General features: G+C 51.4%; 27 protein-coding genes. 10 read left to right on the plus strand and 17 right to left on the minus strand.

Annotated features, from left to right (window positions below; translation table 11 throughout):
- Positions 1–46 precede the first annotated feature (46 nt).
- The 10 genes from secD to LFE_RS06345 all read right to left on the minus strand — a co-directional run bounded on the left by secD (position 47) and on the right by LFE_RS06345 (position 11339).
- Positions 47–1618: a protein translocase subunit SecD gene (secD, locus tag LFE_RS06300; RefSeq protein ID WP_014449396.1), complete on the minus strand. Its 1572-nt coding sequence runs from the start codon at positions 1616–1618 to the stop codon at positions 47–49.
- Positions 1619–1690: 72 nt separating this feature from the next.
- A complete protein-coding gene (gene yajC / locus LFE_RS06305; RefSeq protein ID WP_014449397.1) occupies positions 1691–1993 on the minus strand; it encodes a preprotein translocase subunit YajC in 303 nt (100 codons plus the stop codon).
- Positions 1986–3128, minus strand: coding sequence for a tRNA guanosine(34) transglycosylase Tgt (gene tgt, locus LFE_RS06310; protein ID WP_014449398.1), 1143 nt, complete (start codon positions 3126–3128; stop codon positions 1986–1988). Before tgt ends, yajC begins: the two co-directional genes overlap by 8 nt.
- Entirely contained in the window at positions 3125–4921 is a 1797-nt protein-coding gene (gene argS / locus LFE_RS06315; protein ID WP_014449399.1) for an arginine--tRNA ligase, read from the minus strand. The genes tgt and argS overlap by 4 nt, the downstream gene beginning before the upstream one ends.
- A 185-nt stretch (positions 4922–5106) precedes the next feature.
- The gene (locus LFE_RS06320) at positions 5107–5736 is read right to left on the minus strand and encodes a phosphoribosyltransferase (RefSeq protein WP_014449400.1); all 630 of its coding nucleotides are present in this window, start codon (positions 5734–5736) and stop codon (positions 5107–5109) included.
- 76 nt (positions 5737–5812) lie between these two features.
- The gene (locus LFE_RS06325) at positions 5813–6130 is read right to left on the minus strand and encodes a host attachment protein (protein WP_014449401.1); all 318 of its coding nucleotides are present in this window, start codon (positions 6128–6130) and stop codon (positions 5813–5815) included.
- A 1-nt stretch (position 6131) separates the two neighbouring features.
- Positions 6132–6248: a host attachment protein gene (locus LFE_RS14360; protein WP_148272574.1), complete on the minus strand. Its 117-nt coding sequence runs from the start codon at positions 6246–6248 to the stop codon at positions 6132–6134.
- Positions 6249–6470: 222 nt separating this feature from the next.
- A complete protein-coding gene (gene tsaD / locus LFE_RS06335) occupies positions 6471–7502 on the minus strand; it encodes a tRNA (adenosine(37)-N6)-threonylcarbamoyltransferase complex transferase subunit TsaD (protein ID WP_014449403.1) in 1032 nt (343 codons plus the stop codon).
- 20 nt (positions 7503–7522) lie between these two features.
- Positions 7523–9964, minus strand: coding sequence for an ATP-dependent Clp protease ATP-binding subunit (locus LFE_RS06340; RefSeq protein ID WP_014449404.1), 2442 nt, complete (start codon positions 9962–9964; stop codon positions 7523–7525).
- Positions 9965–10142: 178 nt separating this feature from the next.
- Positions 10143–11339, minus strand: coding sequence for a hypothetical protein (locus LFE_RS06345; RefSeq protein WP_014449405.1), 1197 nt, complete (start codon positions 11337–11339; stop codon positions 10143–10145).
- Positions 11340–11599: 260 nt separating this feature from the next.
- Between LFE_RS06345 and LFE_RS06350 the strand changes: the two genes are divergently transcribed.
- From LFE_RS06350 to LFE_RS06365, 4 genes are all read left to right on the plus strand, one after another.
- Entirely contained in the window at positions 11600–13054 is a 1455-nt protein-coding gene (locus LFE_RS06350; protein ID WP_014449406.1) for a circularly permuted type 2 ATP-grasp protein, read from the plus strand.
- 1 nt (position 13055) lies between these two features.
- The gene (locus LFE_RS06355) at positions 13056–14033 is read left to right on the plus strand and encodes an alpha-E domain-containing protein (protein ID WP_014449407.1); all 978 of its coding nucleotides are present in this window, start codon (positions 13056–13058) and stop codon (positions 14031–14033) included.
- Positions 14030–14767, plus strand: a complete 738-nt coding sequence (locus LFE_RS06360) for a proteasome-type protease (RefSeq protein ID WP_014449408.1) — start codon at positions 14030–14032, stop codon at positions 14765–14767. The genes LFE_RS06355 and LFE_RS06360 overlap by 4 nt, the downstream gene beginning before the upstream one ends.
- Before the next feature lie 195 nt (positions 14768–14962).
- Positions 14963–16252: an MFS transporter gene (locus LFE_RS06365; RefSeq protein ID WP_148272575.1), complete on the plus strand. Its 1290-nt coding sequence runs from the start codon at positions 14963–14965 to the stop codon at positions 16250–16252.
- Between the two features lie 19 nt (positions 16253–16271).
- On the opposite strand, the gene LFE_RS06370 is transcribed toward LFE_RS06365, so the two are convergent.
- From LFE_RS06370 to LFE_RS06380, 3 genes are all read right to left on the minus strand, one after another.
- The gene (locus LFE_RS06370; RefSeq protein ID WP_014449410.1) at positions 16272–17492 is read right to left on the minus strand and encodes an MFS transporter; all 1221 of its coding nucleotides are present in this window, start codon (positions 17490–17492) and stop codon (positions 16272–16274) included.
- 100 nt (positions 17493–17592) lie between these two features.
- Positions 17593–18381 carry a dienelactone hydrolase family protein gene (locus LFE_RS06375; RefSeq protein ID WP_014449411.1) on the minus strand — a complete coding sequence of 263 codons (789 nt, stop codon included), beginning with the start codon at positions 18379–18381 and terminating at the stop codon, positions 17593–17595.
- A gap of 180 nt (positions 18382–18561) precedes the next feature.
- On the minus strand, positions 18562–19263 hold the full coding sequence (locus LFE_RS06380) for a hypothetical protein (protein ID WP_014449412.1): 702 nt from the start codon (positions 19261–19263) through the stop codon (positions 18562–18564).
- Positions 19264–19417: 154 nt separating this feature from the next.
- Between LFE_RS06380 and LFE_RS14115 the strand changes: the two genes are divergently transcribed.
- The 3 genes from LFE_RS14115 (at position 19418) to LFE_RS06395 (ending at position 21525) form a co-directional block, all read left to right on the plus strand.
- The gene (locus LFE_RS14115; RefSeq protein WP_158310244.1) at positions 19418–19558 is read left to right on the plus strand and encodes a hypothetical protein; all 141 of its coding nucleotides are present in this window, start codon (positions 19418–19420) and stop codon (positions 19556–19558) included.
- A gap of 268 nt (positions 19559–19826) precedes the next feature.
- Positions 19827–20801: a CHAD domain-containing protein gene (locus LFE_RS06390; protein ID WP_014449413.1), complete on the plus strand. Its 975-nt coding sequence runs from the start codon at positions 19827–19829 to the stop codon at positions 20799–20801.
- A 202-nt stretch (positions 20802–21003) separates the two neighbouring features.
- Positions 21004–21525 carry an OsmC family protein gene (locus tag LFE_RS06395; protein ID WP_014449414.1) on the plus strand — a complete coding sequence of 174 codons (522 nt, stop codon included), beginning with the start codon at positions 21004–21006 and terminating at the stop codon, positions 21523–21525.
- A gap of 118 nt (positions 21526–21643) precedes the next feature.
- On the opposite strand, the gene LFE_RS06400 is transcribed toward LFE_RS06395, so the two are convergent.
- Complete coding sequence (locus tag LFE_RS06400) at positions 21644–22759, minus strand: GGDEF domain-containing protein (protein WP_014449415.1); 1116 nt, start codon at positions 22757–22759, stop codon at positions 21644–21646.
- Positions 22760–23059: 300 nt separating this feature from the next.
- Here LFE_RS06400 and LFE_RS06405 point away from each other — a divergent pair, with 300 nt between their 5' ends.
- Genes LFE_RS06405 through LFE_RS06415 form a run of 3 tightly spaced genes read left to right on the plus strand, consistent with a single transcriptional unit; the run spans position 23060 to position 25039 of the window.
- Complete coding sequence (locus LFE_RS06405) at positions 23060–23473, plus strand: ArsR/SmtB family transcription factor (RefSeq protein ID WP_014449416.1); 414 nt, start codon at positions 23060–23062, stop codon at positions 23471–23473.
- Positions 23463–24632 carry a DUF4346 domain-containing protein gene (locus LFE_RS06410; RefSeq protein ID WP_014449417.1) on the plus strand — a complete coding sequence of 390 codons (1170 nt, stop codon included), beginning with the start codon at positions 23463–23465 and terminating at the stop codon, positions 24630–24632. The genes LFE_RS06405 and LFE_RS06410 overlap by 11 nt, the downstream gene beginning before the upstream one ends.
- Positions 24632–25039 (plus strand): mercuric transporter MerT family protein, encoded by a 408-nt coding sequence (locus LFE_RS06415; RefSeq protein ID WP_014449418.1) that lies wholly within the window; start codon positions 24632–24634, stop codon positions 25037–25039. Before LFE_RS06410 ends, LFE_RS06415 begins: the two co-directional genes overlap by 1 nt.
- Positions 25040–25106: 67 nt before the next feature.
- Here the strand turns inward: LFE_RS06415 and LFE_RS06420 are convergent, their stop codons facing one another.
- The 3 genes from LFE_RS06420 to LFE_RS14525 are packed head-to-tail and all read right to left on the minus strand — an operon-like array spanning position 25107 to position 26819.
- Positions 25107–25748 carry a class I SAM-dependent methyltransferase gene (locus LFE_RS06420; RefSeq protein ID WP_014449419.1) on the minus strand — a complete coding sequence of 214 codons (642 nt, stop codon included), beginning with the start codon at positions 25746–25748 and terminating at the stop codon, positions 25107–25109.
- The gene (locus tag LFE_RS06425; protein WP_198408026.1) at positions 25748–26584 is read right to left on the minus strand and encodes a cysteine desulfurase family protein; all 837 of its coding nucleotides are present in this window, start codon (positions 26582–26584) and stop codon (positions 25748–25750) included. The genes LFE_RS06420 and LFE_RS06425 overlap by 1 nt, the downstream gene beginning before the upstream one ends.
- On the minus strand, positions 26481–26819 hold the full coding sequence (locus LFE_RS14525; RefSeq protein ID WP_014449421.1) for an aminotransferase class V-fold PLP-dependent enzyme: 339 nt from the start codon (positions 26817–26819) through the stop codon (positions 26481–26483). The genes LFE_RS06425 and LFE_RS14525 overlap by 104 nt, the downstream gene beginning before the upstream one ends.
- Between the last annotated feature and the right edge of the window lie 28 nt (positions 26820–26847).

Below are 26847 nucleotides of genomic sequence, written 5' to 3' on the forward strand. Positions count from 1 at the left end.
TGTTGAATTCATTTCGAGCCTTCCGAAAACGGATACGATGCTTTTTTCAGATGGACAGTTTCTGCATCTTTTTCCTGGAGGCCATATAGTCATAGACAACGCGTGTTCCAACGAGCGCCGTAAAAAGATTGATTCCGATTCCGACGGACAGTGTGACGGCAAAACCCTTGATCGGTCCTGTTCCAAAGATGAACAGAATGAGTGCGGTGATCAAGGTTGTCACATGGGAGTCAACGATCGTCAAAAAGGCCTTGTCATAGCCGGCATCAATGGACGTTCTGACTGGTTTTCCGGCCCTGATCTCTTCCCGGATTCTTTCGAGGATGAGAACATTGGAATCCACACCCATACCGACAGTCAGGATGATTCCAGCGATGCCCGGAAGCGTGAGAGTGGCATGAAGAGCTGCCAGAGCTCCCACAAGTATGATCAGATTCAAAACCAGTGCAAAGTCGGCGATCACGCCGGAGAAGCGATAGTAAAAGGCCATGAACAGAAGAACCAGAATCACGGCAAGAACCGTTGCCCGTATGCCGGACTGGATGGAATCCCGTCCAAGGGAGGGACCGACGGTGACATTCTGTAAAATGCGGACAGGAGCCGGAAGGGCTCCGGAGCGGAGCACAATCGAAAGGTCTTTCGCTTCCTTGAGAGAAAAGGATCCCGTGATCTGGGCCTGCCCGCCCGAGATTTCTTCCTGGATCACCGGTGCGCTGTAGACACGGTTGTCAAGGACAATGGCCAGAAGCTGCTTGACGTGGTCCTTTGTGATTTCGTCAAACAGTTTTGCCCCGGCCGAATTGAATGTCATCGAGACATAAGGCTCATTGAACTGACCAAACGAGACTCTGGCATCAGAAATCATCTCGCCTGTCATCAAAGCCTGTTTTTTCAGGAGATAAGGGGTGGAAAGCCCTCCTGTCTTCTCCGAAGGCTGTCCGGACAGAAGAATATCATCGGCCGGGACAGGAACCTTTTTCTCGATAATATTTTCCGCCTGGGGATTCCTGTCATCGACAAGCATGAACTCGAGTCGGGCCGTTCGTCCGATCAGGGCCATGGCCCTTTCCGGATCACTCACTCCCGGCAGTTCGATCAGGATCCGATTTTTTCCCTGACGGGAAATCACCGGTTCGGAGACGCCAAACTGGTCGATTCGATTTCTGATGACTTCGACAGCCTGGGTCATGGCATGCTCGCGAATACGCTTGACCTCCCTGGCAGGAAGGGAAAAGGTGACGGTTGTGTCATTTTTGGAGGTTTCGGTGATGGCGGGATAACGTTTGGAAATGCTCTTTCTGACTGCAGCCCGATGCGGTCCCCGGGGGACGGTCAGAACGACCGAATCTCCGGAACGAACAGCGGAGAAACCGGCCTCCTTGAGACCCGTGACCATTTCATCGATAGTCCCTGAAACCGCCTTGTCCTGGTCCACTTCAAGCGTGACAGACATACCTCCCTTCAAATCGAGACCAAGGGAGATCTTGCCTTCCGGCAGAAATTTTTTGACGCTGTCCGGAACATTGTTCCAAAGCGGGAGTGAAGGCAAAATCAGGAGAAAAGAAATAATGACCGCCCCTGTCAGAAGGGCGATCCGGAATCCAAGCTTTTTCTTCATCGGCGACAGGGCATCCTTTAAAAGTGTTTTATCTCGAATACGTTCAGTGGACGATCAATGGACCAGGAAAGCCTAGGCCACATCCGCGGCGCTTGACAGAATGGCCGGTTTGACCAGTGTGACAACGATTTCGGGTGCAATCTCAACCTCCACGGTTTTCTCGGAAACGGATCTGACCGTTCCGATCATCCCACCGGAGGTCAGAACCTTGGATCCTGGCCGGATTCCTTCAAGAAACAGCTTGTGCTTTTTCTGCCGGCGCTTTTGAGGCATGATGATCAGTATATACATCAGGACGATAACAAGGATGATTGGCAACATGGAGAGAAGTGGGTTCCCCTCCCCCTGGGCAAGCGTTGCGGATGTGCTATTCATTGTTCCCCCTTGAGTTCATGTGAGTGAGCATATGGTTTTTCCACCTTGAAAAGGTTCCCATCACGAGCTGTTCCCGCATTTCTTTCATCAAAGAAAGATAAAAAGTGACATTGTGGATCGTGTTCAAGACAGGTCCAAGCATCTCTCCCGTCCGAAACAGATGGTGGAGATAGGCTCTTGAGTAGGACTGACAGGTCTGGCATGAGCAGGTTTCGTCAATCGGACCAAAGTCTTCCCCGTATTTTGCATTCCTGATGATCAGTCTGCCCGATCTGGTAAAAAGCATTCCATTTCTGGCATTTCGTGTCGGCAATACGCAGTCGAAAAGATCGACCCCCTCCCCGACAGCCTGAATCAGGTCTTCGGGATATCCAACACCCATCAGATACCGGGGCTTGTTTCTTGGCAGAGGCTCGATGGCCGCCGCAACAAGTGATACTCGCTCCTCGGGAGTTTCTCCTATTCCGAGACCTCCGATTCCATACCCATCGAATATGGTTCCGGAAAGGCCTGTCATGCCGGAAAGCTCTCTTGCGCAAAATTGGCGCAACTCCGGATCAAGTCCTCCCTGGACAATCCCAAAAAGGGCCATCTCCCCTTCGACCGATTCCCGGGCATCAAGAGATCTCTTCGCCCACCGGAGGGTCCTTTCGAGAGCTTCCCGGTTTTTTCCCGTCCCCTCTTCCGGAGAGACAAGATGGTCGAGAACCATCGCGATGGTCACACCGATCTCTTCGGAAAAACGGACGACCTCTTCCGGTGAAAGGAAAACGGACGATCCGTCATAAGGAGACTGAAAGTGGACCCCTTCTTCAGAAACCTTCCTCCGTTCCTTGAGAGAGAGAATCTGAAAGCCGCCGCTGTCCGAGAGAACCGGGCCTTTCCAGCCCATGAACGGCCGAATGCCCCCCGCTCCTTTCAGAATCCTTTCCCCCGGACGAAGCCAGAGATGAAAGAGATTCACCAAAAGAATTTCAGTTCCGGCCCTTGAGAGAACATCCGAGCTTAGCCCCCGGACCGAACCCCGTGTGCCAACCGGCATAAAGTTCGGAGTTTCAACAATACCGGCCTCTGTGTGAAGGGATCCTGTCCTGGGCTTCCCTTCCGTTTGCGGGTGGGACTCGATCCACTTCACATGCTCTCCGGAGCAGAAACACCCAAAAGGGAGAGACCAAGCTGAATGATCCGGCCCACTGCGGAGGAAAGGGCGAGCCGGGCAAGGATCAAGGCTTCCCCGCCAGATTCGGGAGAAAGGATCCGGTTATGGAAGTAGTACCGGTGAAATTGCCCGGCAAGCTCAGTGAGGTAATCCGTCAGGGGATGGACTTCCATCATGGATCCGCACTCTGAAACGACCAGATCAAATCGGTCGAGAAGCATGATCAGCGTCTTTTCATCGGCACCGACCAGTGGGGAGAGATGCTCGAGGGTCCATCTGGCTGGAACCCTGATCCCCCTTATTTCGGCCTGCTTGAGCAAATTGCAGACTCTGGCATGGGCGTACTGAACATAGTAGACCGGATTGTCCATCGACTTGCTTTTTGCAATTTCGAGATCAAAGTCGAGGGAGGATTCATGGCTTCTTGTCAGGTACAAAAAGCGTGTTGCGTCTACCCCGACTTCGTCCAGAACGTCTGAAAGAGTCACGAAGTCCCCGGACCGTTTGGACATTCCCACCGGCTTGCCCTCACGAAGGAGGTTGACCAGCTGGATAAGCGCCACCTTCAGTTCGGCGTTTGTTCCATTAAGGGCGTTCAGTGTTTTCATTGCGGCTTGCATGCGCAGGATATAACCATGATGATCCGCTCCCCAGACATCGATAAAGAGATCGTGTCCCCGGGAAATTTTTTCGCGATGATAGGCGATATCGGCGGCATAGTAGGTCAGGTTCCCATCACTCTTTCTCAGGACGCGGTCTTTGTCATCTCCCAGACGGGTTGTCCTGAGCCATAAGGCTCCTTCTTCCTCAAAAAGATCCGGGATATCCGCCAATCCTGTCGATGAGGATGCGTTTGAAAAGTTCCTGATCTCGTCAAGACATCTGTCAATGGCTGTTTTTCCTTCGACAGGATCGGCCGCATGCAGGGTTTTCTCCGAAAAGTAGCGATCGAATCCGATTCCGAAACGCATAAGGTCCTTCCGGATTCCCTCCATGATCCGATCTTCCGCAATTTCGGAAAAACGGGTCAGAAAACCGGCAGAATGATCCATTCCGGCTTGGGCATGTTCCCTCTCTTCCTCCGACAGGAGGTTTGGATTATCGGCGATTTCCCTGGCGATTTCGGTGACATAGGAACCCTGATAAGAGCTTCCGTCCGGAAGAATCCTGGTTTTTTCCTCGTCGGACAGATCCCCCTGCAAAGCTCTCCAGGCAAGATAGGTCGATCTGGCCAGAAGATCCATCTGGTTACCGGCATTGTTGATGTAGTACTCGGAAGTCACCTCATGGCCCAGTATTTTTAAGATTCTCGCAATGCTGTTGCCGTAGGCAGCCCCCCTTCCGTGTCCCACATGCAATGGACCCGTCGGGTTTGCACTGACATATTCGATCAGAATCTTTTTGGGGGATGTTACAGGGGTCACGGGCGAGCGATCAGTATCGAGGAGATTTTTCAGGCATTCATGCAAAAATTCCAGGGTAAAGGTAATATTCAGGTATCCCGGACCGGCCACTTCTATCTGGGTAATTTCCTGTAGGGCGGAAAGCTTTTTCTGAAGCTCGATGGCAATCGCCCTTGGAGCCATCTTCAGAGAGGTCGCAAGATGCATCGCAACCGGGGAAGCCAGATCTCCAAACCCGGCTTTTTTGGGGAACTCTATTCGGACGCCCTTGGGAAGAATGTCCAGGGAGGACTGATTGACTCCCTTTTCCTTCAGAAGATCATCCACAGACTCAGATATTTTTTTTTCAAGCCAACGATCCAGCAAATCTTGCTCCCCAATTAAAAAGATCACTTTTTGACACAATTCTTGAATCGTACCATTATTGCGGGGTGGCGCTCAATCAGGGGAAATAAAGATCTATGGGCAATGATGGCCAAGCGGTTCAATCAGTGGGTCTTTTGTCCTGGAGAAATCATCCGGAACCGGAGGTGGGCAGGAAGCCATGATCTTCAGTGTTTTTTGGTCCGTCCCATGATCTCGCAAACTTCGCTGTCCGTGACCTGCGGAAACGCATCATAGAACTGCCCGACAGAACCAAAATCTTGCGGAGCCGAAAGGCAGACAACTTCATCCGCCCACTCCCTGACCTTTTCCAGCGCATCCCTGGCTGCGACCGGAATCGCCACAATAAGGCGAGAGGGGTGGCTTTCAAGGATCGAATGAAGAGCGGCGATCATTGTCGCACCGGTTGCTAGGCCGTCATCGACCACGATCACGATGCGGCCGGAACGATCGATCGGCTTCGAGAACGGTGTGTAAATGCGTCTGCGATCCTTTATGACGGCAAGCTGCCGGTTTCGTTCCATTGTGATATAGGAGGGAGAGCTGCCCGGTTCTCCGGACAGGTGAGCCCACCCGGATTCATCCACCGATCCGATCGCAAATTCGGGATTGCCGGGTGCTCCGATCTTGCGGACCAGAACAATATCGAGCTCCCCGGAAAGTCTATTCGCAATGATCTCTCCCATGGGGACCGCTCCCCTTGGAATGGCAATGATCAGAGGAAATCTTCCCTTATAGGACATCAGCTCCGCCGAAAGCTTTTCGGCGGCATCGTTCCGGTCTGAAAACAAGGCCATGGCGACCCCTCCGAAAGTCTTCAGAATCCATTTCGGGAAAGAGCCTCTTTTGAAAAGTCAGAGACTGATGAATGGCTCAGAGAAGAATGACCGCATTGATTTTCTCTCGCATTTCTTTTGGAGACAGTCCCGTATAATCCTTGGCGATCGTTTGAAGGATTGTTTCCTGAACCTTGTTATCAAGACACTCCCTCAATTTTCCCACAAATTCGGGAAGTGCCACAATAACGAGCCGATCATACTTCTGATGTGTCCTGCCACTGGATAGCTCTTTTTCAATAACTCTGGTAAAACGGGTCAAATCCGCTTCATGGGGAGACGTCGACCATTCCACAGCGGGTCGGGAACCCTGTCCGGAAGCGGTATTGTTTCTTCCCCCGACATCGCTTGCCATGTCACTGTTTTTCAGGATGATCCAAGGTTTTTACGAGTGTCCATGGCTGTCCCGTGCCCTGACTCTGGTAAATGGTTGCCGTTGACCGGTTTGCCGAAAGAATCCATGTTGTTGACATATTGGTCCCCTTTCAGAATGAGTTCAACGAGATATTGATCCTGCACAAGCTACTTGTCAATTGAGTGGAAAAGGAGAATGACGGAGGAGATATTTCTGCAGAAATAAAAGAAATATCTGAAAAAACAGGAATCGAATTCATGAAAACTGATGGTCTGTCAAGTCAACTAAAGTTTGGAAAAGCAGAGAAAGCCATTCGAGGTGGCAGATCAGAAGCTTGGTTCTATTCGGAGGGATCCCATCGGGCCTGAACGGAAAAATTCCGATAGGGAAAAGGGGTGAAAAGTCCCTGTTTCATGGAATCAAGGCCAATCATGGCGATGGAAAGGGCATTATCTCCACAGAGTTTTGGAGGGGCCATCAGAAGGTTGATCCCTTTTTGGTGACACAGTTTCTCCATGCGTGTTCGCAAAGCCCGGTTGATGGCCACGCCGCCCCCCAGGAGAAAGGTATCGGGTGACTCAGCTTCGATGACTTTGGTGATTCGGCTGAACAGATGGTCCAAAATCGCCGTCTGCAAGGAATCCGCCCATAAAGACTGATCTTCGCAAGACAACACCCCGGCATTGGCATGGATGGTTTGCCGAAGCTTCAGGGAAAAAGCCGTTTTCATCCCGCTAAAGCTGAAATTCAGCGGATCTTCCGTTCGGATGGGACCTTTGGTCAAGGGAAGGATTGAGCGGGTGTTGACACTGGCCATCCTCTCTATCGCCGGCCCTCCGGGAAATGGCAGCCCCATGAGCTTTCCACCCTTGTCAAAGGTTTCTCCCGCGGCATCATCGACCGTTCTGGATATCAGCTTCAGCTTGGGCCAGCGGGTCACGTCATAAAGATGGGTGTGGCCTCCGGAAACAACGAGACCCAATGTTTTTCCGTGAAGATCCGAGATCTGGTCGAAGGCCCCACGAAGATGGGCAATGACATGATGGACGGGAACGATGGGGATTTCATGGGGGAAGGCAAGACCTTTTGCAAAGGAGACCCCCACCAGGAGGGATCCTGAAAGACCTGGTCCTCTGGTGACTGCGATTGCGAGAAGTTCAGAGATATCCGTATTGGTTTCCTGAAACGCCTTTTGGACGAGAGAGGGGAGAATTTGGGCGTGAGCCCTTGAGGCCACTTCAGGAACAACTCCTCCATACCGCTCGTGGAGAGTTTCCTGGCCAAGCGTTTCCAGAAATAAAGTAGCCCCGGTCTCATCGACCAGGGCTACAGATGTATCGTCACAAGATGTTTCTATACCCAGAAGTTTCAATCTTTTCCAAAAACTCCCTGTCAGCCGACTTGCGCCATCATGTCTTCTTCAATAAAGACGGGGTGACCTTCCCGGAGTTCCACCCGGATTTTCTTCGGATCCTTGAACTGTCCGGAAATGATCATTTCGGAGAGTCTGTCTTCTATATGTCGTTGTATCGCCCTTCTCATCGGCCGAGCACCATAATGGGCCTCATAGCCTTCCTTGACGAGCCACTTTTTGGCTTCAGGAGTAAGTGTTACCGAGATCCCCTTCTCGACAAGCCGCTTGTTCAGGTCTTCAATTCTGAGATCAACGATCGCCTCAAGGTGAATCTCCGTCAACGGATGGAAGACAACGATATCGTCAATCCTGTTGAGAAATTCAGGGTTGAAGGTTCTCTTGAGTTCTTCCTGGATGGAGTTCTTGACGAACTTCTCCTTGGAATCGAGCCCCGCTCGCTGAAATCCCAGGCTGCCCTCTTTTTCAATCGAACGGGCACCAAGATTGGATGTCATGATCAGGACAGTATTCTTGAAGTCGATTTTGCGTCCAAGGCTGTCCGTAATGTATCCATCGTCAAGAATTTGCAAAAGTACATTGAAAAGGTCTGGATGAGCCTTTTCAATTTCGTCAAACAGGACAACGGAATATGGTCTGCGACGGACCCGTTCTGTCAGCTGTCCGCCTTCTTCGTACCCGACGTAACCGGGAGGTGCTCCGGTCAGCCTGGAAACATTGAACCGTTCCATGTACTCGGACATGTCGACCCGGATAAGAGCCTCTTCATTTCCAAAAAGGGTCTCTGCGAGCGTTCGCGCAAGCTCCGTCTTTCCGACACCTGTCGGTCCCAGGAAAATAAAGGATCCGATCGGACGCTTTTCTCCCTTGATCCCTGCACGGGAGCGTCTGATCGAGCGTGCAATGGCGGAAATGGCTTCATCCTGACCAACGATTCTCTGATGCATCTCGGATTCCAGTTTCAAAAGCTTCTGGCTTTCCTGTTCCTCTATTTTGTAGAGGGGAATTCCGGTCATCTTGGAAACAATGACGGAAATCTCTTCAGGGCCGATCACAGGCTTGTTTCTCTCCTGCTCGGTTTTCCAGCGCAGCTTTTCCTCTTCGGACTGCTTTTTGAGGACATCCTCCTCCGAACGAAGTCTGACCGCCTCCTCAAAGTTCTGGACTCGAATGGCTTTTTCCTTGTCCCTGATGACCCTTTTCAGCTCCTGATCAAGTCCCTTGAGATCTTCCGGCAGGGAAAAGCTCTTGAGCTTGGCGCGGGAGCCCGCCTCATCAATGATATCAATCGCCTTGTCCGGCAGGAACCGGTCTGTCACATACCGTTGGGCCAATGTGACCGCATCATGAATGGCGGCGTCCGTGATCTGGACTCCGTGATGTTCTTCATAACGATCCCTGAGACCCATGATGATCCGCTCCGCTTCCTCAACAGGGGGTTCGTTCACCTGAATGGGCTGGAAGCGACGCTTCAGGGCACCGTCTTTTTCAATGTATTTTCTGTATTCATCAAGTGTGGTGGCTCCAATACACTGGATTTCTCCTCTGGAGAGAGCCGGTTTGAGCATGTTGGAGGCATCGATCGAGCCTTCGGCCGCTCCCGCTCCAACCAAGGTATGGAGTTCATCAATGAAGATGATGATATTTCCGGCTGTCACCACTTCCTTCATGACAATCTTCAGACGTTCCTCGAACTGGCCGCGATACTTGGTCCCGGCGACAAGGGATCCCAGATCGAGCGCGATGACCCTCTTGTTCAGAAGATTGTCGGGAACCTCTCCCGCCACGATTTTCTGGGCGAGCCCTTCAACGATGGCTGTTTTACCCACGCCGGACTCTCCGATAAGGATCGGGTTGTTCTTGCCCCTTCTTCCCAGAATCTGGAGAACGCGTTCGATTTCCTCGGTCCTTCCGATAACGGGATCAAGCTGGTTCTCGACAGCCATTTGTGTGAGATCCCTGCCAAAGTCATCAAGGGCCGGAGTGTTGCTTTTCCGTTCTTTTTCCTTGGCGGAGCCAGAGTTTGCCCGTTTCAGAAGACTGGCGGTCAACTGTCTTGCCGCCATCAGATTGGCACCCAAAGCCCTGAGGATTTTTCCACCGATACCATCCTCTTCCCGGAGGACTCCCAGAAGAAGATGTTCGCTCCCAATATGTGTATGGCCCAGCAAACGGGCTTCATCGACAGCATATTCGATGACTTTTTTGACACGGGGTGTAAGAGGAAGCTCTCCAAAGGTGAGCGTCGATGTGCCACCCAGAAGATTCCTCTCTATTTCCATGCGGATCTGTTCGGGAGTCAGCCCCATCCTTTTGAGGACAGAGACCGGTATTCCGTCCTGTTCACGCACAAGAGCCAAGACAATATGTTCCGTCCCAAGATAATCATTCTGGTGCTTTTCGGCCTCTTCCCTTGCCATAATGATAACTTTGCGACCTTTTTCTGTAAATTTGTCCATCATGACGCATCTCCTTGGATAAGGCCCGATTCAGGACAACTAACCTTCTGAAAAAATGGTACTCCCCACCTCCATTCTAGTCAAGGCGGTCCGATAAGGTTTGGTGACAATAATGTCCGAGTCCCCTCTCCATCCTGTTTTTCCGCAAGCTCCGGGGGAAGGCTGTCTACCCTGGCCAGATTTACCGGGGGAGCACCTTCCCGTCTATTCCTCCCCAGTAGTACCAAAGGGAAAAGTTAGGGGTAACAGCAAGATATTCATTTGTCCCGAATGCGGGAAGAAGAACGCCCGCCGACATGGCCAGCCGCTCCGTCAGATTGACTTCAAAGGTCGGCTGAACACCGAGAATGTTGAAAGTATTCGGTCGAGCCGAGACTGTATTTCCATCGATGCTGAAGGGAAGCCCTGAAAGCCCCACGAACTCCATAATGATCCCGAGTCCCCTCTGATCGTTGATCACATCTTCAATTCCCAGACGGTACTGCGCAATATCGCCGTATTGATTGAAGGTTGATTTGGTTGACCCGGGCAAGACTCCCGATCCGGGGAATGAGTATGAGTACAAAAAATCACCATAGATTCTGATTGGCTTGATGTTTTTTCTGGTCAGGAAAACGGCGGTCAGGCTTGGTTCCCCGAGATGCGTTGATGGAACCACTGACAGGGGAGGAAGTGTGGAGCTCTTTGGCAGCGGGGTGCCAAGCCAGGAAGATGTTGGAACAGTCACAAGAAGCGCCGTCGAAAAGGAGGGTCTGGAGGTTTCGGGATCCTGGATGACCCAGCGATGCTTGATTCCGATGGTGGTGTCATTGAATCCCGCTCCGTCGGTGACCTGTCCCTGATAGGAGGAAAAAGTGCCGAGGAGAGAGGGCAAAAAAACAAGTTCTGTATTGGCATCCACTCCATAAAACATGGCAAAAAGAGCCAGAAGCTGATTTTTGGAAAACCCCTGAGGAAGACCGTTGATTCCCCCGCTGTCAGAGTATTCTCCTTCAGTCAGCGCACCGTAGAAGAAAAATCGTCCGTTGAACTCTCCCTCCGGGAGGGAATCCGCCTGGGGCATATAGTTCGGGCCGGCGGTCATTGGGTTCCAGGAATGTCGATAGGCTTCGATCGCATCCCGTCCATTTCGGGAGAGCGGAGTGGTTTCGGTATCGATAGGGGCGGGTTGGGAGTTTGTGGGCTGGATGGTTTTGGTGGAGGGTTTTTGAACCGGGATTTTGCCGGATTTTTGATCTTTGGTGGGTTGGGATACACTGGAAGGAGGGTTGGGTGCAGGGTCTGCCCCCCAGGCATTATTGAGAGTAATCACCTCAAATTGGTAAATAAAAACGATAATTAAAATGATTTTCGATAAAACAGACACTAGTTTGATCATATGAACGGCCTTTCATTCGACGGAACGAATATTTCTATTGACAGGTGGACGCAAAAGTTACTATGTAAACAAAATTGTCTTTCTGTTGTGTTCAGGCTTTTGAACAGTTGAGAGGGTTCTGTAGTCAATTCATTATAAATATCTTATGATCTATGATGATTCATCAATATCCGAATCCACTTCATTTGTGGCACACAAGTTGCTTCATAACCTGTATTTCCAGAAATGACTTCAACGGCATTCCGGAGGAGGCAGGTTCGATGAACAAGACAGAGACCCCACAAAAAACACCTTCTCCAACAATCTTTGACGAGATGTTTTCTCCAGAAAAGACACCCAGGCCGGCCTATGAGGTTTTTCAAAGGTGGATGGACAAGGTCGATATTTCCATCCTTCATCACAAACAGGCTGAAGCGGAGGCCCTTTTCAAGCGTCTCGGCATCACCTTTTCTCTCTATGGAGCCGAACAGTCCGGGGAACGTCAAATCCCCTTCGATATCATCCCAAGAATTTTCTCAAGATCGGAATGGAGAATCCTTTCGAACGGATCCTGTCAGAGAATCAGGGCGATCAACGCTTTTCTTTACGATATTTATCACGGTAGGGAAATCATCCGGGCGGGCATTATTCCCGAGTCCCAGATTATGGGAAATTCCCTCTACAGAAAAGAGCTGGAAAATGTCACCCCTCCCGGCGGTGTTTATGTTCACATTGCCGGAGTGGATATCGTAAGGGTTTCCCCCCATGAGTTCTATGTCCTGGAAGACAATTTGAGAACTCCCTCGGGTGCTTCGTACATGCTTGAGAACAGGAGCATGATGATGCGTCTCTTTCCCGAGGTCTTCGATCTGATGAACATCGCCCCGGTAGACCATTACCCCCAGACTCTCCTTCACACGCTTCAGGAGCTTCTCAGAAGCCAGCACGGAAATCAGTCCCCCTGCTCGGTCCTTCTCACACCGGGTGTTTACAATAGCGCTTATTTTGAGCATGCCTTCCTCGCGGAGCAAATGGGTGTCGAGCTCGTTGAGGGTCAGGATCTTTTCGTGTCAAACGATAAGGTGTACATGAGAACGACCCAGGGGTCCCAGCAGGTCGATATCATTTACCGCCGTATCGACGATGATTTTCTTGATCCGAAATATTTCAGGAAAGACTCCATGATCGGGGTAGCGGGTCTTCTTGATGCCTATCGGGCTGGTAACATCCTTCTTGCAAATGCTTTGGGGACTGGTGTCGCAGACGACAAGTCGACCTATACATTTGTTCCGAAGATGATCGATTTCTATCTGGGAGAAAAGCCCCTTTTGAAGAATGTCGAGACCTATTGTCTATCGAATCATGAGGATCTTCAGTATGTTCTTGATCATATTTCGGAGCTGGTTGTTAAGGAAGTGGGTGGATCCGGGGGGTACGGGATGCTGGTCGGCCCGGCGAGCTCCAAAAAAGAGATCGAGGACTACCGGAAAAGAATCCTTGCGGATCCGGCCAACTTTATTGCCCAGCCAACTCTTTCTCTGTCCACTTGTCCGACCTTCGTAAACTCCGGGATCGCGCCAAGACATGTCGACCTCAGGCCATTTGTCCTGTCGGGAACCGGGGTGTCGATGATTCCGGGAGGGCTGACCCGGGTGGCCCTCAAGGAAGGCTCTCTGGTTGTTAATTCTTCTCAGGGTGGCGGGACAAAGGACACATGGATTCTGGAGGAGGAATGAGATGCTCAGCAGAACCGCATCAAATGTTTACTGGATGGCAAGATATATGGAAAGAGCCCAGAACACGGCCAGGGTTCTCAACATCATGTATATCATGTCCTTGATACCCCATGAAAAGAACCCCGACTTTACCGAATGGAACGCTCCCCTGAACATCACGGATACCCGTGAGTCCTTTTTGAGCCGGTACAAAAGCGTGACACCCAGAAATGTTCTTCTGTTCATGGGCTTTGATCAGGACAACCCGGTCAGTATCTATGCAAGTCTCAGACGGGCGAGGGAAAATGCGAGGGGGGTCCGGGGAACTATCACCTCGGAAATGTGGGAAAGCATCAATGACACATGGCTTGATTATCAAAGCTTTCAGGCGAAAGCCAAGAATGAAGCCGATTTACGGCCGATTTTTGACTGGGTCAAACAAAGGGCACACCTGTTTAATGGAATTACGCACGGAACCATTCTTCAAGACGAAAGCTTCCATTTCATCCAGCTGGGAACATCGATTGAGAGGGCCGACAGTACAGCCCGAATCGTCGATGTCAAATACCATATTCTTCTTCCGGACCCGAAAGATATCGGAGGTGCGGCGGACTATTACCAGTGGGGTGCCCTTTTGAGATCCCTCAGTGCGTTTACGGCCTTTCGAAAAATCTACCAGCAGTCGATCACCCCGATGAAGGTGGCCGAGTTCCTTCTTCTCAGGGAAGATCTGCCCCGCTCCCTTCATGCCTGTCTCGACCAGGTTGTGGGAACACTTTCCATGATCGGCGGACGTTCGGGTGGAGAGGTTCGCAGAATTGCCGGGGAAATCCATGCCAGGTTGCATTTTTCCCGGATTGAGGACATTTTTAAAGTGGGGCTTCATGAATACATTGATGATTTTCTGAAAAGGATCGAGGCTCTTTCTAACGAGATCCAGCAGGTTTACTTCTCTCCGGAAGCCCATAGCGGCCCAACCATGCAAGGACGGTTTCAATGACCTATTGTGCGGCAATGATGATGGACAAGGGTCTTGTCTTTGGCTCTGATTCCCGGACGAATGCCGGGGTCGACAACATATCCATCTATTCGAAGATGAAGGTCTACGAGCGCCCAGGTGACCGGGTGATTGTCATCCTGACCTCCGGAAATCTTTCCATTACCCAGGCAACACTCTCCAATCTTGACCGGAGGGCCCATTCCGGGGATGGCCGTGAAACATTATGGTCCGCACCCTCGATGTTTGATGTCGCGAGTGTGGTGGGGGAGGTTTTGCGGGAGGTCCAGGCAAAAGATGGTCCCCACCTTATCAAGAACTATATCGACAGCAATGCTTCCTTTTTAGTGGGAGGACAGATTCTGGGGGAAGAGCCGCGGCTCTTTCACGTCTATGCCCAGGGAAATTTTGTGGAAGCCACCCAGGAAACCCCCTACTTCCAGATTGGCGAAGCCAAGTACGGGAAGCCCATCATCGACCGGCTGATCAGGGCCGATACGGACTTGACCGATGCCGCAAAATGTCTTCTGGTCTCTTTTGACTCGACCATGAGAAGCAATATATCTGTCGGGCTTCCCATCGATCTCGTGTGCTACAGAAAGGATTCCCTGAAAGTCGACATGAGATGGCACATCCTTGAATCGGACCCCTATTTCAATGAATTGAGGAGGCAATGGTCCGACGGTATACGGGACGCTTTTTCAAAGCTTTCCAATCTTGAGGAAAAACCCTCCTAGCGTCTTTCTCATCCGGGCCCTGTTTCTTTTGGAAACAGGGCTTGTCGCTATTTTTCCCAACGGGACACACTCCAAAATTTACGAAAAAATTAAGTCCTTCTTTTTCAAGGAAATGAGTCTTGGCTCTCAGATTGGTCCACCAATTGCTTCTTGATTGGAAACCCTATCATAGAGGAAAAGAGGTCTCCCTTGAGAGTGATACAAACAACAGCCAGCAAGATGCGGTACCTTTTTCTCGGACAATTCGTCTCCCAGGTGGGTGAAAATATCGCCCGTGTCGCCCTTCTGTATTATATCTACCGGGAAACCCACTCGGTGGGCGCGGTTGCCCTCACCGGAGTTCTTCAGAACCTTCCGCCGCTTTTGCTTTCACCGGTGACCGGAGCCCTCTTTGACCATCACGACAAACGCTCGGTCCTTCTCGTCCTGGATCTCTTCAGGACACTCCTTTCATTGGCCATACCGGTTCTTTATCTCTTTCATTTCCTGACCATTGCCTCCGTTGAGGTCATTGTCCTTCTGACAACGGTCTGCTCGGGAGCCTTCGGTCCCGGTCTTTACTCATTTATCCCCTCCATTTTGGAAAAATCGAATCCTGAGGAGATCCTGAAAGCCAATTCAACGATCCAGACGACCGGAAACGCTGGGGTCTTGATCGGACCGCTGCTTGGAGGAGCCCTCTTGACGACAGTGGCAGCACCCTTGGTGATGGGAGTGGCCTCGGTGACATTCCTGTTTTCGGTCATTTTTCTCTGGAAAATCCGGACGACCGCTTCGGAAGAATCATCGGTCTTCCCCAAAAAACCTCTGTCTTTTGGCAAACTCCTGGGGGTTGAGGGGGCCAGGGAGATCTTCCGGTCGGGAGAGCTGATGGAATCTTTCGCCATTTACGCTGTTTTTGGTTTTCTGATCATTCCCCTGACATTACTGTTGCCCGAGCTTGTCGCCGACAGACTCGGAAGCGGGGGAATGGCTTTCGGAGGGTTGCTGACCTCTTTTGGTGTGGGGCAGCTCGCGATGTCGGTCCTGATGTCGAGGGGGCTTCTCAAAAAGAAGGAACAGGGAGATAAAATGGCTCCTCTGGCCCTTTTGGCTTCAAGCGGAATGATCTTTTTCCTGGGAAATGCGTCGAACAATGCGGAAGCGTTTTTTGAAGCCTTTTTTATCGGCGGATTGCTGTCCGTTATTCATCCGGTCGTTCATGCGAAAGTCTTCTGCCTCACCCCCAAATCGGCTCTCGGAAGTGTGATGAGCCTTTTGAGTGCGGGCTTTCTTCTTTTGGCTTCAGTGGGTTCCGCTCTTCTTCCCGCCTTGACCGGTCAATTGGGAATTTCCCGGACATTTGAAGTGCTCGGCGCTGTTTCTCTTGTTTCCGGACTGTTTTTTCTGGCCCAACCCGTTTCGTTTTTCCGAAAACAGAAGAGCCAACGGATGCTTTCAGACCACTCCTATCCCCGTAGGATTGAGAATGTCTACCAAGACTGAGAGGCCATTATTTTTATGGTCATGGTCTTTGGGGGATTTTTTTCTCTGCCATCAGAAGGATGAGCCCGCATGCGACGGCTCCGGTCGTCAGGAGCGCAGCCATCGAATAGGGAGCCCCTACCCCCTTTAGCATCAAAACAGGGCCGATAAATGCTCCGATGGCGCTACCGGAGTCTCCCACAAACTGGATCGCCCCCATCCCCCGACCCCTCATTTCATGAGGAATGAATGTATCCAGAAAAAGAAGCAGGTTGATCCAGACCAGTCCCGCTCCCATTCCCAGCAGGATCAGGGCGCCATACAGCAAAATCCCGTTCAATTCTTTTGCGAACAGGAAAAGCCCCGAAAAAACCAGGGAAAATCCAATCGTTGCCAAAAGTGCCGGTTTCCCCCATCGGTCAGCGATCCGTCCGGAGAATAAGGAAAATCCCGCCGAGCAAAACGCCTCAATGGCCAGAAGGATCCCGGCGGTACCCTGTGACTGCAGGTGGCCGATGGAAAGATGTCGATGATGAACCCACAGAACGAGGGTCGAAAGCAGAACTCCCTGAAGGGAGAAAGTAAAAACAAAGACCATCAGGAACAAGGGGATAAACCGCCAGTTCCAGTGAAGCTTTTCAGGAGAAAGCTCCTTATGCCGCTCTGGGGCCGTTTTTCCCAGGTTGGGAAGGGTCAGGAATGCCACCAGAAACGCGGCGAGAAGAGCAAACATCGCCAGCAAAAATGTCGTGACCTCTCCCAGAAAGGTGACGAGAACCCCTCCCAGGATAAATCCCAGCGGTGTTCCTGAGGACTGGGCCGCCCTGACGATGGATGTGGATCTCCCCCGGGACTCTTTCCCTCCGGCAAAGAGGGCCAGCGTCTGGGCTGAGACGAACACACAGGCAGATCCGACACCATGAAGAAGTCGACCGGAAAAAAAGAAGGCTCCTTCTTTTCCGGTCAAACTTCCCATGGCAAACAAGGCCATGACAACCATGTTGACGAGAATGCCCGAAAGAAAGACAGCCCTTCCCCCAAAACGGTCCACCAGGCTCCCGACAATGGGAGCGAAGACCATCCTGACCAACCGATTGGCGGCCATGATCAGGCCGATGAAGGACAGGGAAACACCGGCATTCAGGGCTGCGAGCGGAAGGACCGGAAAGGCCATTCCTCCTCCCACCCCGGACAGTATGACCCCGGGTACGATGGAAAAACCAGGACGGATGGCCAACTGGTTTTTCAAAAACCTCAGCATCTATTGATTCCTGTCCGGGATCTTCTGGGAGTGGCTGCTCGGGGAGGTGATGGGCCCCGTAACGTTTCGGGACCCATCGGGGGATCGTTAACCAGTGTCGTCAATGGGACGGTGTGCCGGAAAAACAGGAGTGCAGGAAAGTCCTGGCAAGATCCCAGGCTTTTTTTGCGCTTTCCAGGTGATAGGAGTTTCTTCTGCCGTTAAAAAAACCATGTCCAGCGCCAGGATAGGCTGCCAGGACATATTCCTTTTTCCAATTACCCAGCGTTTCCACAATCTTTGCATGCTCTGATGGAGGAATGGAGGGATCATCCGCTCCATAAAGAAAGAGAACGGGAGATTTGAGAAGAGTTCCCTTCGAAAGAACGCCTTCCCTTCCCAGTCGATCTTTTCCTTCGATCGCAAGGGATCCGGGATAAAAGGCCACGGCGGCCTTGAGCTTCTCCGAATAGGTCGCAAGGGAAAGAAAGGACAGGCGTCCCCCCATGCAAAAACCCGATACGGCAAGGCGTTCGGGATCCACTTCCTTACGATGGGTCAGGTAATCAATGGAGAGGCCGATTTCGGAGACAACCTCATGATCCTTCAACGTGGAAAGATGCTCTATGGCAGGACCAAAGTTCTCGTAATCATAAATGGCTCCATGATAAATGTCCGGAGCGAGGGCCACATACCCTTCCTTCGCAAAGAGCCGAAGGACATCCACCACAAAATCATTAAGACCGAAGGCTTCCATGATGACAATAACAGCAGGTCGTGGTCCTTTTTCCTCGGGAAGTGCCAGAACTCCGGTCAATCCTTTTCCCAAATCAACTTTGCTTGTATTGATCTCGGAAAACAGACCGTCCTGTGGCCATCGTTCAAAGACATGATCGCTCTTTTGCTGCAAAATACGCTCCTTTTTTTAGAAGAGACTCCATTCTCTTGGGATGAATTGCGTTTCCGGGATAGATTCGGTCTCTATCGATCCGTGTCACCGGATAACGGCATTTGAATGTTATAACACAGGTTTCCCGAACGGGGTTTGAATCGTCCTGTCTGAAGAAGCAGTGCACCAGGGATCAGTGCTTCAGACTTTTTCCAGTTCGTCAGAGACATCTTTCACGGACTGCTCGATCGTCAGCCCTAAAGTATGTTCAAGAATACCAACCGCCTTTTCTTTCAGGTGGGGGCCTTTCACATCTCTCATCCCGTCACTTGCTCCCACATACCCATCCCACAGGATGGTATCGCCCTTGACGAGAAAAAGGTGGAGAGCCACCTGCGCCTTGATAACAGCTCCCCCAGCCATGTCGAAGGTTGAGATGTAGGTTCCGATTCCGACAACGGAATGATCGATCTGGAACTGGTAATCGATGATGGAGCCGCAGAGGAGCGCTCCCGGGTATGACGTTGATGCCCTGTATGTTCCATCTTTTTCTTTTGTAATGTGGCATGCGATATCCGGCCGGTAACGGACATCGGCCCCAAAATCCCGGTATTGCCTGGCAATGGCTTGGGAGACATGCTTCGGGATGCTTTGAGGCGTTGTGAGCGTCCCTGTCCCCTGCCCCCACCCGGCGACATCCGGCATCGAGTTCGCTCCAAATGAGTAAAGTCGGAAGCGGTGATCCTGAAGGGTTGTGACGATCAGGTTCTTGTGGGACATCTGGAGCGAATGATTGACCAATGGCGTGTAGTTCAGTGAAATTTTGTTTTCAGAACAAGCCGGAAGAAAGATCAAGACAAAAAGTGCCAGAACAGACAGTTTTCGTTTCACCAAACCGCCCATTTCGCTCCCCTCTTTAAAAGGTCGAGTCCTGATTTTTAGGAACCTGTTGTTCGGATGGAATATCGTGATGGTTCTCTAAAAGATACCCCATCTATTTTGTGAGCTCAATCATGGATGGGAGATGTGGGAGGAAAGGTGAAGTTCCGGCTGCCCGATGGATGACGGGCAACCGGAAAAGAAGAATCAGGGAGCGACGGGTGTTCCGATAACAGGCGTTTTGACCGGAGAGGCAATTCCCAGAAAGGTGGTCATCGTAAAGGGACCGTTTCCTCCGGGTGCGTTTGGTCCACCGTAATGTTTTAATCCTCCAAACCGAAATGACAGTTGCCAACCAATGAATTTTTCCTTATTTAGAGGGAGAAAATGTTATTAAATAAAAAAAGTTATTTAATTTAAATTGCTAGCATCTTTTTAAATAATTTTTGTTATCATTTCTATGATAGATTATATGAATAGGAGTATTTATCCTTCCCTATTTCAGGGATGGCTCTGGTATCCTGTTTGGACTGGCAGACGGACAGGGCATTGATCCGGTTGATCCTTTGTCCTTCAGGGAGGGAGATATGAAACATTCAAAACTTTTTGAATGTCATGCAGACGAACTCCGCTTTCTTCCGGGACAAGACAAGGCCCAGGCGGTCTTTCATTCCCCGGAGGCCAGAAAATCCCATGCGCCCATTCTCCTTCCGGGAATTGCTCTTCCTCAGGCCCTGTCTGCTGTTCTGTTGGAAATTGTCGAGCAGATGTGGGTCAATGCGGCCCTTTTTGTCCTGTTTGAAATTCCGGATGCCCTCCATCAGGTCAGGGTCTCCCTGCGCCGTCTTGAAAGCTTTTGGGTTCTTACAAAATACCTTCCCCTTTCTGGGGATCTCCTTCAAAAGATCTCGGAGCTTGAGCGTCTCTCCCGACGATTGCGGGCCAATCTGGCCCCTGCCCGGGAGTGGGAAATTTTTTTCCAGTCGATTGTTCCGAAGATCAAGAAGCGGTTCTTCTCATCAGAAGACCAATATGACCTCTGTCTTCTTTCCAGGGCCCGGCAAAAACGTTCGACCCAAAAAGCGGATAAACTCCTGGATTCAAAGCCATTCATGAAGATGATCCTGGAAACCAGGTTGCTCTCGGAGAAATTCTCAAAGCTTGGGGAGAATGAAAGTCTCGATTCCTTCCGGGCCCGGGCGATTCTTGTTCTTGGACGGGAAGTTCATTCGAGATCTCGTGTGGGAACATCCAGAAAGTGTGCCCATCGGCTCCGGATTGCCCTGAAAACATTTCGGTACGTTTCAGAGTTCTTTCCTGAAAACAAAAGGGATCACCCGGACAGGCCGGAGCTTGAAACGGTCCGCGAGGTTTTGGAAAGGCTTGGTCGCCTCAATGACTTTTATAGCCTGAGAAGGAGGTTTACGAAAATGAGAAAACAGGAAGGCTCCCAGAAAGGTCGGAAGATCATCGGCCGACTCATCATCTGGCTCCGGAGAAAAGAGAAAAGAATCCTGAACTCCATCGGGAGAGTTGATCCGCCATCAATAGGTGCATTCTGAAAACCAAAACGGATTTCCCGATGATTAATCTTTCCCCTTGACACCATTCCCCAAAATAAGGATCAATGGGCTAAGACAGTGAAGTTCCCTATTTCTGTTCAATAGAGCAGATCGAACCGCCCAAGGAAATCACCCGGGTGAAAATGAAAACTTCTCCGGAAAAAATACTCTTCCCCTCCCCTACAAACAGAAGGAGATCATCATGAACCACGTCAACCTCGATGCCATCAGGAAAACAGTCGAAGTCTTCACGAAAGAACCGGAAAAGGCCGTCAAGGAAAATGTCGTGAATGGAGAATGGGTAATGGAGGAGTCCGGTCCCCAATTCAAGGCAACCCTGTCCTATGAAAAAGGATCGGCAACCCTTACGATGGACAACCCGACGCCCATGGGCGGGACAGGGAGTGCACCCAATCCGCTTCAGTTTTGTCTTTTTGGAATGGCCTCATGTTTTGCATCCACGTATGTGATGGTCGCGACCCAGAAGGGGGTGGTGATCGATAAGCTTTCCATCCAGGTCAAAAACACGGTCGATATGACAAGACCTCTTGGCATCTCTCAAAATCCTTTAACGGACGGAGTCAGGATTTCGTTGACGGTCAAGAGCAAGGCAAACGAGAGCCTCTTGAAGGAAATTGAAGTTCATTCCCGGGAACAGTGTCCGGCGGTTTATTGTCTGACGAATCCGATTCCCCTTTCGATTGAGTTGATTACAGAGAAGTAAGGAAGAGGATTCTTTTTGCCCCGATGAGTCTGGAGAGGAGGATGCCCTCCTCTCTGATCCTTTGCGTTTTTATGGGGATCTCCTGAACAATCAGCCGGAGCAGGAAAGCAAAACCTCCTCAGCAGATTTCAGGTTGTGGGAAGGGAGAAGGTTCGGCTGAAAAATTTCCCCCTTTTTTGGGTGTTTCCCAGCAAATCCTGTTTTTTCCCATTTTTTTTGCGCTATACATCAGGTTGTCCGCCCTGTGCAAAAGACTGCTCAGCGTCTCTCCCACCCTGTATTGTGTCAGTCCAATGCTTACGGTGACCCCGGAACCATCAGAGCGTTTGACATCCCCTTCGATCTGTTTGCGGATCTTTTCCGTGAGGGAATGGGCGGTGTCAAAAGATTGTCCGGGAATCAGGAGGAGAAATTCTTCCCCTCCAAGCCGGATAAAAGAATCCGATTTTCCGATGGATCGGTGTATGGAGGCAGCGACCTGAATAAGAACCTGGTCACCCGTCTGATGTCCATCCTGATCATTGATGGCTTTGAAGTTGTCGATGTCCATGAGAACAACGAACACCGTCATCTCCGGGTTTCTATCGTTTTGGGTCATCAGGGTGGATAAGTGTCCAAGACCTGCCTTTCGGACCATCGCTCCTGTGAGGCTGTCCACGAGAGCTTCTTTTTTCAGGCGATTTTGATAGGTATGGATCACCCCATAGTGGTACCAGGCCAGTATCACTGCGACAAGATAGGCGAAAAGGGAGCTCAGGAAGATCGGAAATGAAACCGGTGGAATGTGGTTCAAAAATGGAAAAGAGAGGTATCCAGCGATAATCCCGATGACCGCCGCGGCATTCCAGAGAAGTGCCTTTTGGTATCCGAGCAAAAAAAAGTAGGTTAATGGGAAGACCGGATACCAAATGATCATGAGAACTTCATTGAATGACAAAAAGGCGCCAAGAATCTGCTGGAAAAGGATCAACCCCGCAAACCCCGTCAACACGTTTCTGTAGCTTTTTCTGTCACGATAGAGAGAGAAAAGAAGAAATGGGGCAATGATCGAGAAAAGAGTGGAAGGGATAACCCGAAAAAATTCATCTCTGTGAAATTCGATGAATGCCATGATGGCGGAAGAGGCAATTCCGATCGTTCCCGAAATATAGAGGAACCGGATCCTGTCTTTCAGGAAATCCTTATCCTCTTCAGGATCGGGATGCATATAAGAATCGCTGTCGCCAGTTGTCACAATAACCCTCTCTACTGTGGCTGATCGAAATGGGCCATAAGCGAGGATGGATAATAGAAGAAAGGAGTCACAGAAAGGTCACTTGCCTATCCGGAATGATGAAAATGGCGGATAGCGCTTCTTTTGGAATTCTAAAGGATCGATTGATTTTGTTCAATTTATGGGGGGCAGATGAGCGTGGACTCCATGCCCGGCCAATAATCCTGAAGTCTTCTGATCTCTTCAGACTGGCGAATTGACATCGTCAGAGCCCTAAGACATAATTACACTGATCAGTGTAATTATGTCTTAGGAGAGATCATGACGATTCCTTCCCCTTCATCAAAGTTTGTTTCTTCCCAGACGCCCGAGATTGAGACGAGACCGCTTATAGACTCTCCTCTCGCAAAGGGCCTTGAGTCCGTTTTTAAAATCCTGGGAAACCACACCAGACTTCGACTGCTCCACGCGCTCGTTCGCCACCCGGATCTGTGCGTCGGGGAGATTGCAGAAGCCATAGGAATGAAGCCTCAGGCCGTTTCCAACCAGCTTCAGCGTCTTGCCGACAAGGGAATCCTTGTTTCCAGGCGAAGTGGGCTGAAAATTCATTACCGGATCGTGGATCCTTGTGTTGTGAGTTTACTAGACAAGGGGCTGTGCCTCGTCGAAGACCTTCCTCAAAAGAGTCCCTCTGTGCTCAAGATATCTGAGGGGGTCCCCACCTATGAAGAATGAACCGGCAATCCCGACGGCCTCAAATGTGGCGGCCGGGCACTTGCTAGAAGCCTCTTTGGCCAGAAAATGCTGGCCATGCGGATGCTTCCACGACGCATTACGTTCTCTTGACACATCTCTTCCTGAATCGGGGTGGCCGGTGGTTCTTTCGGATGCGATCCGCGGCGGGACAGAAAAACTCACTGAACGCCGCTATGACTGTCTGGGGTGCGAGGTATGCTATCCCGCACTGGCGTTGAATGCGTTAAGCGAGGAGGGGGGTGCTGTGTCGCTTGAACCTTGCCCGACGGATCTCCCAAAAGCACAGGAAGGATGGCCACCTCTTCCTGGGGACTACCGGGTCCTTCGTTACCAGGCACCGGTCGCGGTATGCACTCTGAGCGATGTCCGGTTATTCGAAACACTTTCTAAAAGTGTCGAGACGGGACTTTCCATTATCGGAACCCTCCATACAGAAAACCTCGGCATCGAACGGATCATCACCAACGTTCTGGGCAATCCCCATATCCGATTTCTGATCGTTTGCGGAGCGGATTCAAGGCAGTCTGTTGGACATTTGCCAGGACAATCGCTGGTCTCCCTGATGTCAGCAGGGCTCGACGAAAAGGGAAAAATAAATGGAGCGTTGGGGAAACGGCCGATACTTAAAAACATCGGTCGGGATGCCGTTGAACATTTCCGGAACGTGATCACATTGCTCGATATGCAGGGTGTGGAAAATCAAGACGAAATTCTGGCACGGATCCGGGAGTGCACGACCAGAAACCCGGGGCGATCCGATCCTTTTCCATCGCTCCCGACAATCGAGGTTTTGACGGGGGATCTCCCGGCACGGATGGTTCCCGATCCGGCAGGATATTTTGTCGTCTACCCGGATCCTGCCCGAAAAAAACTTGTTGTTGAACACTATCAGAACAATGGCCGGCTGAACAAAGTGATCACAGGGATGGATCCGGCTGAAATCGCCACAACGGCAATCAAATATCGTTTGGTTTCCCGGCTGGACCATGCCGCCTATCTTGGGCAGGAACTGGCCCGGGCTGAGGCTTCCCTATTTTCCGGAAGCCGTTATGTGCAGGACCGTGCGCCAGAGTCCCTGTTCACTTCCTCAAATGGTACCGGCGCATGCCAATGCGTTGAAACCTGTACGGAATCGTGATGGAACCAGAAAGGGTAAACAAAGAGCCAGAAGAGGAGAAAGGAAGTATTGGACTGATCTTCGGATTCCTGACCTCTGTTTTATCCGTGGGGTGCTGTGCTATTCCGGTGGTTCTGATTTCTCTCGGATTGGGTGGTGCCTGGGCCAGCCGGCTTGAATTTCTGGACCGGGCTCGTCCTCTTCTTATCGTTTTTTCTCTTCTTTCACTTGGGTGGGGCATCCGACGTTACACGGAACGGGGACAGAAGTCCTTGTGTAAACCGAATGATGGTCCAGGGATTCGGAGCGATCGGGTACGAAAAGGACTATTCTGGGCGGCTGTCGCCGGAAGTCTTTTGATCCTGCTCCTTCCGTGGATGAGCGCCCACTTTTTCCACCTGAGATTTTTTGATCGGGATACGGACTGATCACCTGTTTCGAGCGGGGGAAGACAGGACAGGCACCCGGGCAGAAATCAGTCTTTATCCGGACCGGTCACAGTCTCTCTCCAGAAACCATGAGAAGTGATCCAAAAAGGCAGCTGTTTGGTGTAACGGTCTCAAGCACCCTGGCCCATGTCGTTCCTGAAGGCAGAAAAACAGCGGAATGCATCCTGAGCTTCTGAACTGGCAAATCAGCAAAAAAGCTGGAAATTTCCTGCCGATGATGCCATCGGGCTCCCTGATAAGCCCCGGTTCCCCCTTCCCGACCCTTATTCCGGTAAAGGAGGCTGTCCCGGTTGAGCCATCCGATGGCAAACCGGCGTTTCGTTACGCGCACGATTTCGCTTGTGGCCCGCAGTTCGTCGTCGATGAAACAAAGAGCCGCTATAGAAAAGACCCGATCGAAACTTCGGTCAGGAAAAGGGAGTGACCGGGCGTCTCCCCGGATCCAGCGAATCGTGTCCGGGCCTTTCCTTTTGGCAAAGGCAATCGCGAAAGGATCCGGATCGAGGCCGGTTATATGAAGATCATTTCGAAAGAACCGTCGCGTGAACCATCCCGTCCCGCACCCGATATCCAGGAGAGAGTCTCCCGCCTGATGATCGAGCGATCGGGAAATCAGGCGATATTCGGTTTCTCCAACCCAAACCCCTCTCGGAGATTCATACCAGCCATCGTAGGAAGCGGCATCCATCAGGAGGTTCGCTCCCGCCATGCGGTGATCAGGAGATTCGCTGAAAAATCGATTTCCGACTCGGTCGTGAAACGGCCGAGAGTCAGCCGGACTGCACCCAAGGCCCGACTTTTTTCGAGATGCATCGCGAGAAGGACCGGACTCGCCGCATGGATTCCCCCATGGCAGGCGCTTCCCGTGGAGGCCGCAATCCCGGGGGTGGCGGAGAGAAGATCCCATCCCTTTACCTTGGGAAAAGAGAGGTTCAGCGTATTGGGAAGCCGATCCTCAGGATGCCCATTAAGACGGAGTCCGGGGATGGCGGCGGAGAGTCTTCCGTGAAGTTTCTCCCGAAGCCTCTGTATTCTGGCCGGCTCCTCCCGGAGATTCTCCCGCGCCAGTCGGGCGGCCGTGCCCAAGGCCGCGATATAAGGGACGTTTTCGGTCCCGGGACGAAGCCCTCTTTCATGGCCCGCACCTGACATGATCGGAGAGAGCGATATTCCCTCACGTACATACAGGGCCCCAATCCCTTTGGGAGCATAGAATTTGTGGCCGGCAACGGTCAGAAGATCGGCTCCGATCGTATTCACATCGACGGAGATCTTGCCAATCGCCTGAGCCGCATCAACATGGAACAATGCACCACAGGTGTGGGCAAGGTTCGCAATTTCACGCACTGGCTGGATCGTTCCGGTCTCATTGTTGGCGAGCATGACCGATACCAGCGCTGTGTTCTTGCCGAACGCTCTTTCAGCCTCCCGAAGGTCGACACGACCGAAGGAATCGACCGGGAGAAGAAGCAGACCCCCAACCCTCCTCCTTCCGGCGTAAAGATGGTTGCAATACCGACGGATGTTCGACGGCTGAAATCACAAGGGAGGGGTTGCTTCTTCCCAGTTCCTGAGTGGTGCCCAATATCGCCAGATTGTTGGCCTCGGAAGCGGAACCGGTCAAGACAATCTCGTCCGCTTTCGCCCCGATCAGAGTCGCCACCTCTGCCCGTGAGAATTCCAGCTGTTCCTTGGCTTCCCGCCCAAAGAAATGATCGGAGGACGGGTTGCCGAAGCGTTCCCGGAACCAGGGCATCATGGCGTCCACAACCTCCGGATCTACGGGA

Source organism: Leptospirillum ferrooxidans C2-3 (assembly GCF_000284315.1).
In the GTDB taxonomy this organism is placed as follows: Bacteria; Nitrospirota; Leptospirillia; order Leptospirillales; family Leptospirillaceae; genus Leptospirillum; species Leptospirillum ferrooxidans.

What these genes read in the sequence shown, in the direction of transcription:
- LFE_RS06395 (WP_014449414.1), top strand. Translation starts at nt 21,004, where the DNA reads ATGAACCACGTCAACCTCGATGCCATCAGGAAAACAGTCGAAGTCTTC.
- LFE_RS06415 (WP_014449418.1), top strand. Translation starts at nt 24,632, where the DNA reads ATGGAACCAGAAAGGGTAAACAAAGAGCCAGAAGAGGAGAAAGGAAGT.
- yajC (WP_014449397.1), bottom strand. Translation starts at nt 1,993, where the DNA reads ATGAATAGCACATCCGCAACGCTTGCCCAGGGGGAGGGGAACCCACTT.
- LFE_RS06355 (WP_014449407.1), top strand. Translation starts at nt 13,056, where the DNA reads ATGCTCAGCAGAACCGCATCAAATGTTTACTGGATGGCAAGATATATG.
- LFE_RS06360 (WP_014449408.1), top strand. Translation starts at nt 14,030, where the DNA reads ATGACCTATTGTGCGGCAATGATGATGGACAAGGGTCTTGTCTTTGGC.
- LFE_RS06350 (WP_014449406.1), top strand. Translation starts at nt 11,600, where the DNA reads ATGAACAAGACAGAGACCCCACAAAAAACACCTTCTCCAACAATCTTT.
- LFE_RS14525 (WP_014449421.1), bottom strand. Translation starts at nt 26,819, where the DNA reads ATGATGCCCTGGTTCCGGGAACGCTTCGGCAACCCGTCCTCCGATCAT.
- secD (WP_014449396.1), bottom strand. Translation starts at nt 1,618, where the DNA reads ATGAAGAAAAAGCTTGGATTCCGGATCGCCCTTCTGACAGGGGCGGTC.
- LFE_RS06405 (WP_014449416.1), top strand. Translation starts at nt 23,060, where the DNA reads ATGACGATTCCTTCCCCTTCATCAAAGTTTGTTTCTTCCCAGACGCCC.
- LFE_RS06340 (WP_014449404.1), bottom strand. Translation starts at nt 9,964, where the DNA reads ATGATGGACAAATTTACAGAAAAAGGTCGCAAAGTTATCATTATGGCA.
- LFE_RS06325 (WP_014449401.1), bottom strand. Translation starts at nt 6,130, where the DNA reads ATGGCAAGCGATGTCGGGGGAAGAAACAATACCGCTTCCGGACAGGGT.
- LFE_RS14360 (WP_148272574.1), bottom strand. Translation starts at nt 6,248, where the DNA reads ATGTCAACAACATGGATTCTTTCGGCAAACCGGTCAACGGCAACCATT.
- LFE_RS06320 (WP_014449400.1), bottom strand. Translation starts at nt 5,736, where the DNA reads ATGGCCTTGTTTTCAGACCGGAACGATGCCGCCGAAAAGCTTTCGGCG.
- LFE_RS06420 (WP_014449419.1), bottom strand. Translation starts at nt 25,748, where the DNA reads ATGGATGCCGCTTCCTACGATGGCTGGTATGAATCTCCGAGAGGGGTT.
- LFE_RS06370 (WP_014449410.1), bottom strand. Translation starts at nt 17,492, where the DNA reads ATGCTGAGGTTTTTGAAAAACCAGTTGGCCATCCGTCCTGGTTTTTCC.
- LFE_RS14115 (WP_158310244.1), top strand. Translation starts at nt 19,418, where the DNA reads ATGGATGACGGGCAACCGGAAAAGAAGAATCAGGGAGCGACGGGTGTT.
- LFE_RS06390 (WP_014449413.1), top strand. Translation starts at nt 19,827, where the DNA reads ATGAAACATTCAAAACTTTTTGAATGTCATGCAGACGAACTCCGCTTT.
- LFE_RS06380 (WP_014449412.1), bottom strand. Translation starts at nt 19,263, where the DNA reads ATGGGCGGTTTGGTGAAACGAAAACTGTCTGTTCTGGCACTTTTTGTC.
- LFE_RS06410 (WP_014449417.1), top strand. Translation starts at nt 23,463, where the DNA reads ATGAAGAATGAACCGGCAATCCCGACGGCCTCAAATGTGGCGGCCGGG.
- LFE_RS06345 (WP_014449405.1), bottom strand. Translation starts at nt 11,339, where the DNA reads ATGATCAAACTAGTGTCTGTTTTATCGAAAATCATTTTAATTATCGTT.